The sequence below is a fragment of the Brevundimonas sp. 01N35 genome, assembly GCF_056399785.1.
Genome location: NZ_JBFTRZ010000012.1, coordinates 17,855 through 35,487 on the forward strand (window position 1 = coordinate 17,855; position 17,633 = coordinate 35,487).

Genomic DNA, 17,633 nt, shown 5'->3' on the forward strand with positions numbered 1-17,633 from the left:
ACGACGCGAGACGATCTGCTGGCCACCCCGCCTGCGCGGAGTGGCCAGCTTTTCCTTGATCATGGCTTCGCCGCGCCGACCGGTCTGAGGTCAGTCGGCCGCGGGATACTCAAACGGATCGCTGGGCGCGGGCTGGGTCGGCAGGGGCATGCGCGGCAGCGGCGCGTCGCGGTTGGCCGCGTTCAGCAGGAAGCTGGCCAGGATCACCGCCGCCTGACGCAGGTCTTCGGGCTTCAGGTGGTCATAGCTGTCGATGCTGGTGTGATGGATGCGGCTGTTATAGTCGAGCGGGTCCTGGATGAACTGATACCCAGGAACGCCGACCGTCTGCATATAGACGTGGTCGGTGCCGCCCGAGGGCCGAAGTGAGACGGTGGTCGCGCCCATGCTGGCGAAGGGGGCCAGCCATTCCTGGAAGACGGGGGCGGCGGCGACATTGCCCTCGGCGTTGATGCCGCGAATTTTGCCCGAGCCGTTGTCCAGATTGAAGTAGGCGACCAGGTTGCGATAGCCGGGGCGCGGTTCGACCGGCCAACGGTTCCGCCAGGTCCGGTTGTTGGGCAGGGCGGCCAGGGCCGGGTCCGACGACGGCGCACGCGTGGCCAGATAGCGGTCCACATAGGCCAGCGAGCCCAGGATGCCCTGTTCCTCGCCGTTCCACAGGGCGAAACGGATGGTGCGCTTGGGCTTCACGCCCAGCTGCGTCAGGATGCGGGCGGCCTCCATGACGACCGCGCTGCCGGCGGCGTTGTCCTGGGCGCCGTCGGAGGCGACCCAGCTGTCGAGGTGGGCGCCGGCCATGACATATTCGCCGGAGCGGTCCGTGCCGGGAATGTCAGCCAGGATGTTGTAGGCGTTGACGTCGTCGTCGTGGAACTGGACCTCGCTGAGCAGTTCCAGCATCGGCGGGGTGTCGGTCAGGGCCAGGCGGGCGAGGCGGCGATAGTCCTCGGCGGCGATCTCCATGCCCGGCAGCTTGGGCGTGGCGCCGACCTGATAGGTGTAGCCCGTGCCATGCAGCAGGCCGCCGTCGCGCTGGGACATCTTCACCCAGGCCAGGGCTCCTTGCTCGACCAAGAAGGCGTCGAGTTGGGCGGTGAAATCGGCCGTCTTCAACTGACGTTCGATTGCGGCGGGGGAATACTGCGGCTGGACGTAGGTGTTGCGGTCGCGCAGTTCTGCGTCGGTCCAGCGACGGAAGGCCGGCTCGGAGGGCTCCGATCCGGTATCCGGTCGGGACAGCATGATGATCTTGCCCGTCAGCTTGCCGCGCCACTTGTTGAAGTCCTCGACCTTGCTGATCGGGGCGACGACGACGCCGGCGTTGATGGTCCCGTTGGTCGAGGGCGTCCAGGCCACCGGAATGGCGCGCAGTTCGATGGCGCGCGGGGCGGTCATGCGGGCGCTGGAGCGGACGATGGACCAGCCGCGTCCGAACTCGAACCCTTCGGCGCGGACGTTCGACAGACCCCAGTCGCGGAAGCGCTGCTGGCTCCATTGCTCGGCTTGGCGCATCTGCGGCGAGTTGGTCATCCGCCCGCCGATCCGGTCGGTCAGATAGGCGGCGGTCTGCATCACCTCGCTGTGGTTCAGCCCCTGATCGATGATGCCGTTGATCGCGACGCGATCCACCGGCTGAGCGAGCGCCGGCGTGGCGATGCAAAGGGCCGACAGGCCGACGAGCAGACGTTTCATATTAAAAGCCCCCAGTGATTCAACTGGGCGGCATTTGACGTGATCCGGGCGCACTCTGCAAACCGCCTGCACAGATCCACGCCCCAGTGGAGCCAGGCGTCGGTTCGACCGTTTCAAATGGGCATCCAGAGAGGACCCATTATGAAACCGGCCTTCCGACTGAGCTCCCTGAAGCTTGACCCTCTGGAATGGCGTGTAAGCGCCGAGTTCACGGACGAAGCGACCGTGATATCGGCTCATTTTCCGTTCCGTCCCGAATACGACATGCCGTTCGGGCGGGTGCGGGAACTGGCAGAACAGCGCGCGCTGGAACTATTCACCTTCGCTCCGACGGAAGTCTCGGGCCGCGACGCTTCCTGAGCGCCGTACGGGGCTCAGGCCAGACCAGCCAGCGTCGGGGCCTCGGCGGCGCTGCCGGGGAAGACCTTTTCGTCCAGCGCCGCCCGGTCCACGCCCAGGTGATCGCGCAGCACGCCCTTGAACACCGAGCGCACGTCTAGGGTCGGGGCTAGGTCGCGGTTCTCGAACAGACGGTTCTCGGCCAGGGTCGGCCAGTCGCCGATCGGACCGCCCGCCTTCACCGCGCCGCCGGCCAGCAACAGGGACGAGGCCGTGCCGTGATCGGTGCCCTGGGTGCCGTTGGCGCGGGCGGTGCGGCCGAACTCCGTGGCGACGATCAGGATGGTGCGGCTCCATTCGCCGCCCAGACCCGTCTTCAGTCCGCCGATCAGGGCGTCGAGCCCCTCGAGCCGAGGCTGAAGCTGGCCCAGCTGACGCGCGTGGGTGTCCCAGCCGTCGACCGACAGGGCCACGACGTCTGCCCCCTGATCGCCGGTCATCAGCCGCGCCGCCGCCAGACCCAGTCCCGCGACGTTGTTGCGGCGCAGCGGGGCGGTCCCGTCGCCCATGGCGCCTGCCAGGGCCTCGGTCTCCAGGCCGCGCGCCAGATTGTGGCCGAGCATCGGATCCTCGACGTAGAGGTCCTGCAGCAGGCTGGAGATCCGGTCCTCGCCCTTGATCTGACCGCCGGGGGCCCAACTCGAAGTCTCGGCGGCGCCGCGCAGGATCAGGGGCGTCTGGGCGCCGATCGACAGACCTTTCAGGCCGCCCGCGCCGCCGGCCGCGACCAAGGCGCGGTTCAGCCAGCCGTCGGACTGCGACCGCTGCGTCTCGCCGCCGTTTTCCAGCACGTCCTGGGCGTCGAAGTGCGAACGCACCCGCACCGGAAGCGCCACGGCAGGGGCGAAGCGCATCTGGCCGGCGCCGTAGAGGTCATGCAGGGTCTTGAGCGAGGGATGCAGGCCGAAGCCGTCGCTCAGCGCCAGGGCGCCGTTCGCCTGACCCGGCTCGGGGATCGCCAGGGCGCCGCGCAGTTCGCGGTAGCGGGCGTCGCCATAGGGGACCGTCACCGACAGGCCGTCCATGGCCCCCCGCGCGATGATCATGACCAGCTTGGGCCGTCCTGCGGAGGGCTGTGCGGCGGCGCGACCGGCGTAGGCCAGGCCGATGCCGGCGCCGAGGCCTCCCAGCAGCAGGCGGCGGTCGATGCGGAGGGCGTCGGTCATCGGCGTTGGAACTCCGGCGACATGAGGAGGAGGGTGAGGGCTTCGGCGCGGCTTTCGGCGCGCGCCACCGCCAGGCGGCTGCGTTCGCCGAGGCGCGGACCGAGGGCGGCGGCGGCCACGATGTTCGGGTCTGCGATCTGGGCGGCGTCGCCGACGCCCTTGGCCCAGTTCAACCGCTTGACCAGGGCGTCCGGCCCAGCCCAGTCGTCCGCCGTATCCGGCCAGCCTTCGGGCGAGGGGGCCTGGAAGGCGGGCTGGCCCATCTGCTGGAGCGCCTGCTGCAGGGGCTGTGGGCGCTGCGGCCGCGTGCCGAGGGCGCGGTGGGTCGAGACGACGAATTCGTACGGAGTTTTGATCTTCTCCGGTCGCGGCGCCCAGGCCTCGGGCGCCTCGATTAGGGCCTTGGCCACCTGGGCCAGATCGCCGCGCGAGCCCATCCAGGCGGTCTCCAGCCGTCCGACCAGGGCGGGCGGCGGATCGTCGGCGACGAAATGGCGAGCGATGTTGCGGGCCAGACGTCGCGCCGTCTCCGGCCGGTTGGCCAGATCGCGCAGGACAGCCTTGCCCTGTTCGGCGCCGCCCTCGGCGTAGCGCTTGCCCATCACCGTGCGGGCGCCGGGCTCATGGACGATCGGTCGAAAGACGAAGCCCTTCTCGCCGGCTTCTCCGGCCAGAGCCGCCTGGCGTCGGGCGCCCTGGCCCCGTCTCATGCCGGCCCTCATGACCTCGCCGCCGTCCCGGCCGTTGGCGATCGACCAGCCGGTCAGGGCCCGGGCGAACTCGGTCACGTCGCCCTGGGAATAGCCGCCGTCGGCGCCGACGGTGTGCAGTTCCATGATCTCGCGCGCCAGATTTTCGTTCAGACCGGCCTGGCGCCGCTCGCCCGCCGGGCTGTTGGGGCCGATCGACTGGGCCTGATCGAGATAGAGCAGCATCGCCGGATGGGTTTCGGCGGCGACCGCCAGGTCCTCGAAACGGCCGAAGACGTGCGGCCGGATGGCCTCGCGCTCATACTGGCCCATGAAGACGGCGGCCTGAAACTTGGTCGAGGAAACAGTGAAGGCATTGGCCCAGAACAGGGCCCAGCGTTCGGCGAAGCCCGCCTTCGTCGTTGCGCCCAGTTGGGATCGAGCCAGGAACTCCCTTGCCGTATCCATGGCCAGTTCGCGCCGGCCCTGGCCCTGTGCGGCAAAGGCGGCCTGGGCGGCGGGCGTCTCCTGTTCGCCGCCTGCGGCCCTGGTCGGTTGGGGGGCTTCGGCCTGGTTCGCCCGGCGGACCTGACGCGCGCCTTGGGCGGCGCGCTGATAGGCGAGGAAGGTCTGAACCCGATCGGTGGAGGCTTGGAACTCGCCCGCCGGATTCGGTGCGCCCTCGGTGCGAATCTGACCGGTCAGCCAACCGCGCGGATCGCTCGCGACGGCGTCGATCTCGCCCGGTCCGGCACCCAGGCCAAAGCGGGTCAGGGCGATGGCGGCGGCCATGCGCGCGTCGGACGATGAAGGCATGGGCGAACACCTGTCTGGTCGATCTTTGGGTTGAACGGCTCAGTCATTGAAAGCCGTCGCGAGCGGCCTCGATCTTTCTATGCGCGATAGTTTGATCGGTTCGGGCCGTCAGTCCAGGGTGGTGCGGGATCGCGCCAGGGCCAGGCCGGAAATGATCATGACGAACAGGCCCAGGGCCAGCAGGTTGGGGCCCATGTCCGCCAGGGTCTGTTGTTTGAGCAGGGCGCCGCGCACGATCCTCAGGAAATGGGTGACGGGCAGAACCTCGCCGATGTGCTGGGCCCATTGCGGCAAGCCGTAGAAGGGAAAGGCGAAGCCGGACAGGAAGATCGACGGCATCATGTAGAAGAAGGACATCTGCATGGCCTGAAGCTGGCTCTTGGCCAGGGTCGAGATCAGATAGCCGAGCGCCAGATTGCCGAGGATGAACAGCGCCACCCCGCAGGTCAGGGCGAACCAGCCCGCCAGGGTCTGGGCCATCGGAACGTGGAACAGGAAGCGCGCCACCGACAGGATGACGGTCGTCTGCAGCACGCCGACCAGCACATAGGGCGTCAGCTTGCCGATCATGATCTCGATGGGCGTGGCGGGGGTCGACAGCAGAGCCTCCATCGTGCCGCGCTCGCGCTCACGGGTCACGGCCATGGCGGTCATCATCACCAAAGTCATGGACAGGATGGTGCCGAGGAGGCCGGGGACGATATTGTAGGCGGTGATGTTGTCGGGATTGTAGAGGCGGTGGATCACCACTTCGAAGGGCGGCGAAGGCGACGGCTTGGCCGCAGCGCCGACCAGTTGCCGGTCCAGGGCGCTGTCGGGCAGGGCGGCGACGGCCCCCAGGGCACCGGCGGCGGATACGGGGTCGGAGGCGTCCACCTCGGCCAGGACCTGAGCCTTGTCGCCCTTCAGCACGCGTTCGGTGAAGTCGGGCGGGATGGTCAGGCCCAGCATGACCTGGCCGCGCCGCAGCAGGTCGTCCATCTCGCTTTCCGAGTGGGGCAGATAGCGGACGTCGACATAGCTGGTGCGCTCCATGGCCGCGACGACGGCGTTTGCGGTTGAGCTGTGGTCGGTGGAGAAGACCGCCGCCGGCAGGTGCCGCGGGTCCGTATTGATGGCGTATCCGAACAGCAGAAGTTGCACGAGCGGCATCATCAGGATCATGGCGTAGGTGATCCGGTCCCGGCTGAGCTGGGTGAACTCCTTGGACAGGACGGCGTAGATTCTGAGCAAGGCGCCGGTCATGCAGCATACCGATCGTCGTGCTGATCGCCCATCAGCTGGATGAAGACGTCTTCCAGCGACGGCTTGACCTCGGTCCAATGATAGGGCGGCTTGCGATAGGGGGCGAGGGCCTGCTCCAGCGCGGCGCGATCGACGCCGCTGACATGGACCGCGGCGCCGAAAGCCGAGGCGCTCAGCACCCCTTCCTGGGCGGCGAGTTGGTGCGCCAGATGGTCGATGTCAGGGCCTTCGCCGTTGAAGGTGATCAGGTGCGACCGGTTGACGATCTCCTGGCCCGTGCCGCGCGCGATCAACTCGCCGTGCAGGATGTAGCCGATGTCATGACAGCGCTCGGCCTCGTCCATGTAGTGGGTGGAGACCAGAACGGTCAGGCCGCCCGCAGCCAGTTCGTGAATCTCGTCCCAGAACTCGCGTCGGGCCTTGGGATCGACCCCGGCGGTCGGTTCGTCCAGCAGCAGCAGGCGGGGATCGTGCAGGGTCGCCGCCGCCAGGGCCAGGCGCTGCTTCCAGCCGCCCGACAAGGCGCCCGCCAACTGGCTGCGGCGATCCGCCAGGCCCAGTCGTTCCAACGCGCGATCCACACGACCGGCGCGGTCGTCCAGCCCATAGACCCGGGCCACGAAGATCAGGTTCTCGCTGATCGTCATGTCGTCATAGAGCGAGAACCGCTGGGTCATATAGCCGGTCTGTCGCTTGATCCCGGCGCTCTGGGTGCGGAAGTTCAGCCCCAGCACCTCGCCCTCGCCGCTGTCAGGGGTCAGCAGGCCGCACAGCAGGCGCAGGGTGGTGGTCTTGCCCGAGCCGTTGGGACCCAGGAAGCCGGTGATCCGTCCCTCGTCCACGGCGATGGAGACGTCGCGCACCACACGCTTGTCGCCGAACGACTTGTTCAGCCCCCGGACGTCGATGGCGCGCGTCATCGCTTTTCGCGTCCCGGCGTGCTCGCGGGCCTGACGTCGATGGGCTGGCCGGGCGTCAGGCTACGCGGCGCGGACGGGACCGCCTCGACCAGGAAGACCAGCTTGTCGCGGGTGGCCAGGCTGTAGATGATCGGCGGCGTGTATTCGGGGCGGTTGGCGACATAGTCGACGCGCGCGGTCATCCCGGTTGGGCAGCCGTCGCAGCCGACGGCGACCGCAGCGCCGGGACGATAGGCGTTCACCATTGCCTCGGGCACGTAGAAGCGCACCTTGACCTGGCCATCGGGGACCAGACTGACGATGGGGGCGTTGGCTTCGACCCATTCGCCGACCTGATACATGACGTCCTCGACCCGCGCGGCGACAGGGGCTGTGGGGGACAGTTGGCTGAGCTGGCGACGGGCGTCGACCACGCCGGCGCGACCGCCCAGAATCTGGGCGCGGCTGGCGGCGATACGGGCCGTGGCGGCGGAGACATCGGTGGCCGCGGCGTCGCGGTGTCGCTGAGCGGTGACGGCCGCCGTGCGGGCCTGATCGATCTGCTGGGCGGCGACCGATCCAGCTTTCTCGCGTTCGGCGGCGAGATAGCGGTTGAGGTCCGACACGGTGCGATCGAACTCGACCTGGGCGGCGGCCAGGTCGGCGCGGGCCTTATCCAGCGCGGCGGCGTCGGCGGCCAGCGAGGCCTCGCTCTGGTTGACCTGGGCGGCGGCCTGATCGGCGCGGGCGCCCAGAGAGGTCGGGTCGATGCGAAACAGGGGCGCCCCGGCCTCCACCCGATGACCGCGCTCCACGCTCAGGGCGACGATGGTTCCGGCCGTCGGCGCGGCCATATAGAGGTTGCGGGCGACCACATAGCCGGTGAAGACGGGCGGACCGCGATGCTGGCGGCTGATCACCCCCCAGGCTATCAAGGCGCAGACCGCCCCGCCGACGATCAGGGCGATGACAAGCGTCCGGCGGGGAAGGTTGTGAGCGCGTTCGAGAGTTTTGGCCACCTAGCGTCCTCCTGGGTCTTCGATGCGGCGGTCGTCCCAGCCGCCGCCCAGCGCCTTGTAGAGCGCCACCACGTCCCGCTCCGTCGCCGCCTGCGCCTGCGCCAGATCGTCGGCGGCGCTCAGCAGCGAGGCCTCGGCCGTGAGAAGATCCAGCCCCGTCGCCAGACCGGCGTTGCGCTGCGCCTGGGTCGTGGCCACGGCGTCGCGAGCGGCGTCTTCCGCCGCGCGGAACTGACCCTCGCGGCTGCGGTCGGCCGACAGCCGGGTCAGGGCGTCCTCCACGTCCTTCAGGGCGGTCAGCACCGCGCCCCGATAGGCCAGCAGGGCCTCCTGCGCCTGGGTCCGCTTCAGGGCCAGCGTCGCGCGCCGTCGTCCGCCGTCCAGCAGGGGCAGGGCCAGGCCGGCGGCCGCCGTGGTCTGAAGGCTGTCGCCCGAGAGGAGCCTGCGGAGCGATCCCGAGACCAGATCGACCGCGCCGGTCAGGCTGATCGACGGATAGAGGTCGGCGGCGGCGACGCCGATGTCGGCCGTGGCGGCGGCCAGATCGCGTTCCGCCGCGCGCAGGTCCGGTCGCCGCAACAGTAACTCGGATGGCAGGCCGACCGGGATGTCGCGCGGCGCGCTCGTTTCGCCCGACGCGGCTTCCAGTTCGGCGGTCAGTCCCAGCGGCGGGCGGCCCAGCAGGACGGCCAGGGCGTGGGCCTGACCGGTCCTCTGGGCGATCAGATCCTGACGCGCGGCGCCGGCGGCGGCGGTGTCGCGTTCGGCGCGGCGCTCGTCGAGGGTGGTGGTCAGACCGTTGCGGCGGCGGACCTGATTGAAGTCCAGCGCCTCGGCACGGGCGGCCAGCAGTTGATCGGCGATGGCGATCCGCCGGTCCAGCGCCCGATAGTCCAGATAGCCGCGCGCGACCTCGGCGGTCAGGACGACTTGGGCGTCACGCAGGCTCCAGGCTGCTGCCCCGGTGCGGGCCTCCGCCGCCTCGACCGCGCGCCGGTTTGCGCCGAACAGGTCGAGCTCCCACGAGGCGTCGAATCCGACCTGATAGGTGTCGAACGTCGTCCCTGGCGCGCCGATTGGTCCTGATCCGGGCGTAGCCGAACCGCCCAGCAGGGCGGCGAAAGAGGTGGTCTTGCTGAGGCGAGTGTAGCTGTCCTGCGCCATGGCCGACACGGTCGGCTGACCGGCGGCCCCGACGATCCGGGCCTGATGACGGGCCTCTTCGACCCGAAGCGCGGCCTGACGCAGGTCCAGATTGGCGGCCAGGGCTTCGGTGATCAGCCGGTCCAGCAAGGGGTCGCCGAAACCGCGCCACCACAGTCCTTGCGGTTCGCCTGACGGCGCGGTCTGCGAAAACTCGGCGGGAACGGCGACGGCGGGCGACCGATAGTCCGGACCCGCGACGCAGGCGGCGAGCAAGCTCGGCAGGACAAGCGCGAGAGCCTGCGCTGCTGCTGATCGCTGCCTGTTCCGCCCGTCCGCCATCGTCGCTCGCCCTCAGGGGTGGCCCGCCGATCCTGCCAAGGTCGGCGGGCCATCGCCATAACGTCGTTCATCGTCTGATGGTCGCATTCCGGGCGCGTCGGACCTGTCCTGGCCCCAAAAAAGAGGCGCCGGCGATCAGATCGCCGGCGCCCAGTTCACCGCTCAGGAGTGCGGTGGAAGCTTGGTCAGAACTTGTAGCGAGCGCCCACGAACACCTGGCGGCCCGTGTGGTGATAGACGTAGGTGCTGTCGCGCACGCCATCGAGTTCGCTGTGGTTCTGGCGGTTCGGCTCGTCGGTCAGATTGATGCCTTCGACCGACAGCGACAGTTGGTCGGTGACGCTGAACGAAGCCGAAGCGTCGATGCTGAGCGTCTCGGTCTTGCCGGTGACGGCGATGCCGCGCGTGCCGCCGTTGGCCGCCGGGACCTGCTGATAATAGGTGTCGCGATAGGCGGCCGAGACGCGGGCGTTGAAGCGACCGTCGTCGTAGTACAGCGTGGCGTTCCAAGCGTCCGGCGACAGGTTCACCAGGTTCGCCGTGACAAAGACGGTGCAAGCCGCCGTCGTGCAGTAATTGATCTCCGACTCGACGTGCGTGAAGTTGGCCTGCACGCCCAGGTTCGAGAAGGCGCCTGGCAGGAAGGTGAAGGGCTGCTGATAGCTGATCTCGAAGCCTTTCAGCGGGCCGCCCGGCGTATTGGTCGGCGTGCTGAAAACGTACTGATCCGAAGGCGGCCGGTCGGCGGCGGCGGGGAAGGCCGCCGGGTTCATGGCCGTCAGTTCTGCGTAGGTCAGCGTTTGCTGGGTGGTCTGAACATAGGTGGAGATGTCCTTGTAGAACAGCGCCAGCGACAGCAGGGATTCCGGTGCGAAGTACCACTCCAGCGACAGGTCGAAGGTGTCTGCGCGGTAGGGATCCAGGTCGACGTTGCCCAGCGACGCCGTGCGGTTGGCAGCGTTCGCAGCGCTCAGCGCGAACACCGGCACCAGGCTGGTGACCGGCGGACGCGCCATGACGCGAGCGGCGCCGAAGCGGACTATGACGTCTTCGATCGGTTCGATCGAGACGTTCAGCGACGGCAGGATGTCATCATAGTTGTTGGAGTCGGTGACGCGGGTGGTCACGCCGCTGAGGGCGGAATAGCCGGCGGCCTCGATCTCGGTGTTGACCCAGCGCGCGCCGAAGTTGCCGCGGACAGGCATGCTGGCCCACTCGGTGTTCCAGTCCAACTGGGCCCACAGACCGGTGTCCTTCTCCGTCACGTCGCGCCAGTTGCCCAGCGCCGTGGACCCGTTCTCGAGGCCCAGCAGGCGGAAGTCGCCGCCCGGCACGTTGGTGTTGCACAGGCAATCGGCCCCATAGGCCTTCATGATCGCGTCGAGGTTGGGCGAGATCCAGGCCGTCGCCGAGCCCGCAGGCAGGTCCAGATTCTTGCCGAAACCGTCGAGCAGATAGGTGAGGCTGCCGATCGAGGTCCCGGCCGGCATGGCGGGGGCGGTGTTGGTGGCGCGGGCGTACCCCGAACCTTCGGACTGATATTCCTTATAGCTGGCGCCGACCTTGAGGGTCAGGCGATCATCCATGTCGAACTCGAACCCGCCCTCGAAGGTGGTGTAGGTGTTGGATTGAGAGCTGGACAGGATGCGCAGTTCGGACAGCGGCTGCGCGCCCGCCGGACCCGTGATGGTCCACTGGTTCGGGTCGGTGACGTCGAAGCCATAGACGATCTTGGGCAGGTTGCGGTTTTCACGGAAATCGATCGACCAGCCAGCGCCGTTCTGGTGGTCGATGATGGCGTTGACCTGCAGAGGGTTGCCGAACTCGGACTTGGAGCGACCGGCCACGCCCTTGAAGCGCACGCTGTCCGAGAAGTCGTGTGCGACTTCCAGGGTGTATTGCGAGAACTCGCTCTTCAGGATGTCGAAGCGTTCCTCGGTGCGCATGTCCATGTCGTCGAGACGTAGAAAGACCAGTTCGCCGGTTTTCGGATCGGCGATGGCTTCGACGATGTCGACCTGCGGCTTGCCGCCCTGGCTGGCGTTGCGGCTCAGCGACCAGGCTTCGAGGAAGTTTTCCTTCCGGGTCGAGTCGAGCTTGGAGTAGAGACCGTCCAGGCTGACGGTGGTGGCGTCCGACGGGCGCCATTGCAGCGACAGGGTCGCGCCCAGGCGTTCCTGCTCATGGCTCAGGCGGCCGTAACGCGGGATGCGGGGGTGGAACAAGCCGCCGGCTGCCGCCGAACCGCCGGGCAGGGCGGCGGGGTTCTGGAAGCCGTTGTCGCCATTGGCGGGACCCCAGCGCACCGAGCTGAAGCCTTCTTCGATGGAGCTCTTGTCGCTGTAGGCGAGCGACAGCAGCGCGCCGAACTTGCCGTCCATCCAGGTGTTGGAGATCAGGCCGGCGAAGCGGGGGCTCCATTGCTCGGACAGGTCGTTGTAGCCGCCTTGCGCCGAAGCGACGGCGGTGAAGCCCGGATAGTCGAACGGGCGCGCCGTGCGCAGGTCGACGGTGGCGCCCAGAGAGCCTTCCTCGACCTCGGCCGAGGCGGTCTTGCGGACCGTGATGTTGTTGAAGAGCTCGGAGGCGAAGACGTTGAAGTCGAAGCCGCGTCCGCGGTTCACGCCGCCGGAGGAGTCGGTCGCGCCGGTCGTCGCCTGGGCCTCGATGCCGTTGATGCGCGTGCGGGTGAACTCGGAGCTCAGGCCGCGCACGGTGATCGAGCGGCCTTCGCCGGCGTCACGGTCGATGGACACGCCGGGGATGCGCTGGATGGACTCGGCCAGGTTGGTGTCGGGGAAGTCGGCGATATCCTCGGCCGAGATGGCGTCGACGACGCCCGCTTCGCGACGCTTGATGTTCAGGGCGTTCTGCAGGCTGGCGCGGAAACCGGTGACGACGATATCGTCGACGGTCGTGGCGTCCTTTTCCGCGGCCGGACCAGCGTCCTGCGCCTGAGCGGCGCCGGCCAGCGCCAGGGTCAGGGCGCCCAGCGAGGCGCTAAGGGTCAGCGCGTAACGCGCACGGGTAGCGTGGTGGGTCATCTATGTCCTCCTCCCAGTTGGGCCTTTCGAGGATCGTTGCGTCCCCGTTCCAGCCTCCGCGATCGCGGGAACCGGTGTCATTTGGCGTTTGTCAGCCTGTGCCACCGGTGTCATATAAAGCTACGCACAGTTTCCAGCGCGTGGCAAGATGATGGCGAACGCCGGTCGTCCCAGCGCCGCAAGCGACGTCTGTGCCTGCGAAATACAACCGATCGACCACAGCAGATGGTCGGCGAACCAGGGAGACGACCATGCCGCCGCTGATAGCCACGACCGCCGCACGGATCGAATCGCCGTTCGCGCGCCCGTCGTTTCCGACCGCCTGATTCCTTGCTGCGAGTTCCTGCATGATCCAGCCGCTTCGCCTCAATCCCGACCGTCTGTTCCCGGCCGACGCCGACACCCGCGCCGTCGCGCGACGCCTTTACGCCGAGGTGAAGGACCTGCCGATCATTAGCCCGCACGGGCACACGGACCCGTCGTGGTTCGCGGGGAACGAACCCTTCGCTAATCCTGCGGAACTGCTGATCACACCCGACCACTATGTCTTCCGCATGCTGCACAGCCAGGGGATGGCGATGGAGGATCTGGGGGTGCCGCGCGCCGACGGCGGCGCCGTCGAGACCGATCCGCGCACCATCTGGCGCCGCTTCGCCGAGAACTATCACCTGTTCCGGGGGACGCCGTCGCGGATGTGGCATGACTGGGTCTATGCCGAGGCCTTCGGCATCGACATGCGCCTGTCGGCCGAGACGGCGGACCACTACTATGACGTCATCGACGCGGCGCTGAAGACCGAGGCCTTCAAGCCGCGCGCCCTGTTCGACCGTTTCAACATCGAGGTGCTGACCACCACGGAAAGCCCCCTCGACACGCTGGAGCACCACAAGGTCATCAAGACCTCGGGCTGGAAGGGGCGGGTGCTGACCGCCTATCGCCCAGACCCCGTGCTGGACCCCGACTACGAGGGCTTCCGCGACAATCTGCAGGTCCTGGCGGAACAGACGGGCCGGGATACGATGTCGTGGGACGGCTATCTCCAGGCGCTGCGCGACCGTCGCGCCTTCTTCATCGAGATGGGCGCGACCTCGACCGATCACGGCCACCCGACCGCCTTCACCGCCGACCTGTCGAAGGGCGAGGCCGAGGCCCTGTTCCAGCGCGTCTCGACGGCCCCGGCCAGCGTCGCCGACGCCGAGTTGTTCCGCGGCCAGATGCTGACCGAAATGGCCGCCATGTCGGTCGAGGACGGCTTGGTGATGCAGCTTCACCCCGGCAGCTTCCGCAACCACTCGGCCACGGTCTTCAACCGCTTTGGCCGCGACAAGGGCTGCGATATTCCGACCCAGACGGACTACGTTCGGGCGCTGAAGCCGCTGCTGGATCGGTTCGGGTCGGACACCCGCCTGACCCTGATCCTGTTCACCCTGGACGAGACCTCCTACAGCCGCGAGCTGGCCCCGCTGGCCGGCCACTATCCGGCGCTGAAGCTGGGGCCGAGCTGGTGGTTCCACGACAGCCCCGAGGGAATGCGTCGCTTCCGCGAGCAGACGACCGAGACGGCGGGCTTCTACAACACCGTCGGCTTCAACGACGACACGCGCGCCTTCCTGTCGATCCCGGCCCGTCACGACGTGGCCCGGCGGATGGACTGCGGCTTCCTGGCCAAGCTGGTGGTCGAGCACCGGATGGAAGAGGACGAGGCCCACGAACTGGCCCGCGCCCTAACCTATGGTCTGGTCAAGGCGGCCTACAAGCTGTGACCCGCCTCAATGAAGCAAGCGTGACGAGCCTGCCCGCCGAGGTCGCCCGCCCGGCCTATGACCGCGCGGCGGTGAAGACCGGGGTCGTCCATCTGGGCATCGGCGCCTTCCACCGGGCGCATCAGGCGGTGGTGTTCGACGACGCCCTGGCGAGCGGCGACCTGCGTTGGGGCGTGCTCGGCGCATCGCTGCGGTCGCCCGGCGTGCGCGACCAGCTGAACCCGCAGGACGGCCTCTACACCCTGGTCGTTCGCGACGGGGCGGACGAGCATCTGCGGGTGATCGGCGCCGGACGCGGGGTGCTGGTGGGGCCGGAAAATCCCGCCGCCCTGGTCGCGGCCATGGCCGAGGCCGAGGTCCACATCGTCACCCTGACGGTGACGGAGAAGGGCTATCGCCTTGATCCGGCGACGGGCGACCTGCTGCTGGACGACGCCGATGTGGCGGCCGATCTGGCAGACATTGCCGCGCCCCGCACGGCTCCGGGCTTCATTGTGGCGGCCTTGCAGGCGAGGAAGGCGGCGGGGGTAAAGCCCTTCACCGTCATCTCCTGCGACAACCTTCCGCATAACGGCCAGCGGATCCGCGCCGGGGTGCTGGCGATGGCCCGGCGGATCGATCCGGCGCTGGCCGACTGGATCGAGGCTGAGGGAGCCTTCCCCCAGACCATGATCGACCGGATCGTCCCCGCGACGACGCCCGACGACATCGCCCGCCTGACGGCCCGTCTCGGCGTCGAGGACCAGGGCATGGTCAAGGCCGAGCCCTTTACCCAGTGGGTGATCGAGGACTGGTTCGCGGGCGAGCGGCCCAACTTCGCCGCCTTCGGGATCCAACTGACCGACGCGGTCGAGCCGTGGGAGGACGCCAAGCTGCGGCTGCTGAACGGCTCCCATTCGGCCATCGCCTACCTCGGCGCCCTGTCGGGCCATGAGCACGTTCATGAGGCCGTGGCGGTTCCGGCCTTCCGCGCCTTTGTCGAGGCCCTGTGGGACGAGGCGGAGACGACGCTGAGCCCGCCGCCGGGGCTGAATGTGGCCGCCTATCGCGACGAGCTGATGGCCCGCTTTTCCAACTCGGCCCTGATGCACCGGACGCGGCAGATCGCCATGGACGGGTCGCAGAAGCTGCCTCAGCGGCTGCTGGCGGGGGCTGCTGAGCGGTTGGCCGTAGGCCAGGGCATCGCGGCCATGGCCCTGGGCGTCGCCGCCTGGATGCGCTGGCAGGAAGGCGTGACCGAGAGCGGAGAGGCCGTGGTGGTCGACGACCCGCTGGCGGCGCGCACCGCCGAGCTGATCGCGGCCTCGGAGAACGATGAGGCCGAGGTCCGCGCCCTGCTGACGCTGTCGGCGGTCTTCCCCGCGACGCTGGCGACCGACCGGCGGTTTGTCGAGGCGGTGACGGGGGCCTTCCTGTCGTTGAGAGAGCACGGCGCGGTCGAGGCCGCTCGCCGGGTGACGGAGTAGATCATGAGCCGCGTCCTGGTCCTGAACCCCGCCGACGATGTCGCCATCGCCCTGGATGACATCGCCGTGGGAGACACGCCCGAGGGGCTGGAGGCGTCCGCCCGCGCCGCTGTCGCCACCGGGCACAAGATCGCCCGTCGGGCGGTGGAGCAGGGCGGGCTGGTCCGTCGCTATGGCCAGGTCATCGGCCGGGCCAGGGTCGCCATCGCGGTCGGGGATCATGTCCACGTCCACAACCTGGCCATGGCCGAGGACGGGCGTGAGGCCGAGGTCGGGGCGGACGTGCGTGCGCCGGCGCCTCTGACAGGGGCGACGTTCAACGGCATCGTCCGCGCGGACGGTCGGGTCGGCACCCGGAACTACGTGGGCGTCCTGACCAGTGTGAACTGTTCGGCCACGGTGGCGCGGCGCATTGCCGACGCCTTCCCCGACGTCAGCCTGCCCAAGGGCGTGGACGGGGTGGTCGCCTTCACCCATCAGGGCGGCTGCGGCGGGTCTTCGCTGAGCAGCGACACGACCCTGCTGCAGCGGACGCTGGCGGGCTATGCCCAGCATCCGAACTTCCATTCGATCCTGATCGTGGGGCTGGGCTGCGAGGCCAATCAGATCCCGGCCTGGCTGGCCAATGAGGGTCTGGAGGCGGGGCCGACCCTGCGCGCCCTGACCATTCAGGAAGCCGGCGGCACGGCCCGCGCCATTGAGGCGGGGATCGAGGTCGTGCGCGAACTGGTGGCCGAGGCCGCCAAGGTCGAGCGCCAGCCGGTGTCGGCCTCGCACCTGACGGTCGGCCTGCAATGCGGCGGGTCGGACGGCTGGTCCGGCGTGACGGCCAACCCGGCGCTGGGCGCGGCGGTGGATCTGCTGGTCGCGCACGGCGGTTCGGCCATGCTGTCGGAGACGCCCGAGATCTGGGGCGCGGAGCACCTGTTGCTGCGTCGTGCGGCGTCGCAGGACGTGGCGGACAAGCTGAACGCGCGTCTGGAATGGTGGCGGGCCTATGCCGACAAGCACGGCATGGAGCTGAACAACAATCCGTCGCCCGGCAACCTGAAGGGCGGTCTGACGACCATTCTGGAGAAGTCGCTGGGCGCGGTGGCCAAGTCCGGTTCGACGCCGCTGAACGACGTGATCGGCTATGCCGAGCCGCTGACGGCCAAGGGGCTGAGCTTCATGGACAGCCCCGGCTATGATCCCTGCTCGGCGACGGGACAGATCGCCTCGGGCGCCAATCTGATCGTCTTCACCACGGGGCGGGGGTCGGTGTTTGGCGCCAAGCCTGCGCCGTCGATCAAGGTGGCATCGAACGCCAAACTGGCGAACTGGATGGACGAGGACATGGACATCGACGCCTCGCCGGTTTTGACGGGGACGGCGATGGAGGCGGTGGGGCGGGCCATTTTCGAGCGGATGCTGGCGGTGGCCTCGGGCGAGCCGTCGAAGTCTGAGGCGCTGGGCATCGGCGACAACGAGTTCGTGCCCTGGCAGGTTGGGGCCTATCTGTAGGGGGGCTTTCTCCTTCGTCGGGTCGGAGCGCGCCTTGGCCCTCAACTCAAAGCCCTCCCCCTCGATGGGGGAGGGTTGGGTGGGGGTGTGGGCAGGCCGCTTCGGCCGGGGAGACGTGGACCGCCTCATGCGCTCAACCTTCGATGGCGGTGGCTTCACCCCCATCCCCGCCCTTCCCCCATTGAGGGGGAAGGGAGACCGTCAGCGCCCCTGCACAAGGCCGGGGAGGACGGAAAAATTGGGTCATGAGACCCCAAGCTGGCGGTGTTTCCGAGGGGCGGATTGCACGGTGCAGCGAAAAAAACAGTGCAATTGGTGCAATGGCGGCGGGACGCCGGAGGGGCCTTGGCGATCCGGGAGGGGGAGCCGGGGTCCTGGCGGGGCGGACGATGGCGGGCGGTGATGTCAAAGAACGCGCATAGTCTGCCAGCCCTGGGCGCCAGG

General features: G+C 68.6%; 12 protein-coding genes. 4 read left to right on the forward strand and 8 right to left on the reverse strand.

The genetic code is table 11. The annotated features are described in order from the left end of the window. Positions 1–90 precede the first annotated feature (90 nt). Complete coding sequence (locus AC1DJ5_RS12445; RefSeq protein WP_477020801.1) at positions 91–1,695, reverse strand: M20/M25/M40 family metallo-hydrolase; 1,605 nt, start codon at positions 1,693–1,695, stop codon at positions 91–93. Between the two features lie 141 nt (positions 1,696–1,836). On the opposite strand from AC1DJ5_RS12445, the gene AC1DJ5_RS12450 reads away from it, so the two are divergent. Beyond that, positions 1,837–2,055 carry a hypothetical protein gene (locus tag AC1DJ5_RS12450; protein ID WP_441454993.1) on the forward strand — a complete coding sequence of 73 codons (219 nt, stop codon included), beginning with the start codon at positions 1,837–1,839 and terminating at the stop codon, positions 2,053–2,055. 14 nt (positions 2,056–2,069) lie between these two features. Here AC1DJ5_RS12450 and AC1DJ5_RS12455 read toward each other — a convergent pair whose 3' ends face one another. The 7 genes from AC1DJ5_RS12455 to AC1DJ5_RS12485 all read right to left on the reverse strand — a co-directional run bounded on the left by AC1DJ5_RS12455 (position 2,070) and on the right by AC1DJ5_RS12485 (position 12,457). Continuing rightward, positions 2,070–3,260, reverse strand: coding sequence for a DUF1501 domain-containing protein (locus AC1DJ5_RS12455; RefSeq protein ID WP_477020802.1), 1,191 nt, complete (start codon positions 3,258–3,260; stop codon positions 2,070–2,072). Further along, the gene (locus AC1DJ5_RS12460) at positions 3,257–4,765 is read right to left on the reverse strand and encodes a DUF1800 domain-containing protein (protein ID WP_477020803.1); all 1,509 of its coding nucleotides are present in this window, start codon (positions 4,763–4,765) and stop codon (positions 3,257–3,259) included. Before AC1DJ5_RS12460 ends, AC1DJ5_RS12455 begins: the two co-directional genes overlap by 4 nt. Before the next feature lie 108 nt (positions 4,766–4,873). After that, positions 4,874–6,010, reverse strand: a complete 1,137-nt coding sequence (locus AC1DJ5_RS12465) for an ABC transporter permease (protein WP_477020804.1) — start codon at positions 6,008–6,010, stop codon at positions 4,874–4,876. Then, positions 6,007–6,930 carry an ABC transporter ATP-binding protein gene (locus AC1DJ5_RS12470; protein WP_477020805.1) on the reverse strand — a complete coding sequence of 308 codons (924 nt, stop codon included), beginning with the start codon at positions 6,928–6,930 and terminating at the stop codon, positions 6,007–6,009. The genes AC1DJ5_RS12465 and AC1DJ5_RS12470 overlap by 4 nt, the downstream gene beginning before the upstream one ends. Beyond that, on the reverse strand, positions 6,927–7,928 hold the full coding sequence (locus tag AC1DJ5_RS12475; RefSeq protein ID WP_441454988.1) for an HlyD family secretion protein: 1,002 nt from the start codon (positions 7,926–7,928) through the stop codon (positions 6,927–6,929). The genes AC1DJ5_RS12470 and AC1DJ5_RS12475 overlap by 4 nt, the downstream gene beginning before the upstream one ends. Then, a complete protein-coding gene (locus AC1DJ5_RS12480) occupies positions 7,929–9,347 on the reverse strand; it encodes an efflux transporter outer membrane subunit (protein WP_477020806.1) in 1,419 nt (472 codons plus the stop codon). 251 nt (positions 9,348–9,598) lie between these two features. Next, on the reverse strand, positions 9,599–12,457 hold the full coding sequence (locus tag AC1DJ5_RS12485) for a TonB-dependent receptor (RefSeq protein ID WP_477020807.1): 2,859 nt from the start codon (positions 12,455–12,457) through the stop codon (positions 9,599–9,601). A gap of 347 nt (positions 12,458–12,804) precedes the next feature. Between AC1DJ5_RS12485 and uxaC the strand changes: the two genes are divergently transcribed. The 3 genes from uxaC to AC1DJ5_RS12500 are packed head-to-tail and all read left to right on the forward strand — an operon-like array spanning position 12,805 to position 17,189. Next, positions 12,805–14,220: a glucuronate isomerase gene (gene uxaC / locus AC1DJ5_RS12490; RefSeq protein ID WP_477020808.1), complete on the forward strand. Its 1,416-nt coding sequence runs from the start codon at positions 12,805–12,807 to the stop codon at positions 14,218–14,220. A gap of 20 nt (positions 14,221–14,240) precedes the next feature. Further along, positions 14,241–15,686, forward strand: a complete 1,446-nt coding sequence (locus AC1DJ5_RS12495; RefSeq protein ID WP_477020809.1) for a mannitol dehydrogenase family protein — start codon at positions 14,241–14,243, stop codon at positions 15,684–15,686. Positions 15,687–15,689: 3 nt separating this feature from the next. Then, entirely contained in the window at positions 15,690–17,189 is a 1,500-nt protein-coding gene (locus AC1DJ5_RS12500; RefSeq protein WP_477020810.1) for a UxaA family hydrolase, read from the forward strand. Positions 17,190–17,633 lie beyond the last annotated feature (444 nt).

Bases quoted from the DNA above. Each gene is read 5' to 3' on its own strand.
- AC1DJ5_RS12445 (WP_477020801.1), bottom strand. From the start codon at position 1,695: ATGAAACGTCTGCTCGTCGGCCTGTCGGCCCTTTGCATCGCCACGCCG.
- AC1DJ5_RS12450 (WP_441454993.1), top strand. From the start codon at position 1,837: ATGAAACCGGCCTTCCGACTGAGCTCCCTGAAGCTTGACCCTCTGGAA.
- AC1DJ5_RS12455 (WP_477020802.1), bottom strand. From the start codon at position 3,260: ATGACCGACGCCCTCCGCATCGACCGCCGCCTGCTGCTGGGAGGCCTC.
- AC1DJ5_RS12460 (WP_477020803.1), bottom strand. From the start codon at position 4,765: ATGCCTTCATCGTCCGACGCGCGCATGGCCGCCGCCATCGCCCTGACC.
- AC1DJ5_RS12465 (WP_477020804.1), bottom strand. From the start codon at position 6,010: ATGACCGGCGCCTTGCTCAGAATCTACGCCGTCCTGTCCAAGGAGTTC.
- AC1DJ5_RS12470 (WP_477020805.1), bottom strand. From the start codon at position 6,930: ATGACGCGCGCCATCGACGTCCGGGGGCTGAACAAGTCGTTCGGCGAC.
- AC1DJ5_RS12485 (WP_477020807.1), bottom strand. From the start codon at position 12,457: ATGACCCACCACGCTACCCGTGCGCGTTACGCGCTGACCCTTAGCGCC.
- uxaC (WP_477020808.1), top strand. From the start codon at position 12,805: ATGATCCAGCCGCTTCGCCTCAATCCCGACCGTCTGTTCCCGGCCGAC.
- AC1DJ5_RS12500 (WP_477020810.1), top strand. From the start codon at position 15,690: ATGAGCCGCGTCCTGGTCCTGAACCCCGCCGACGATGTCGCCATCGCC.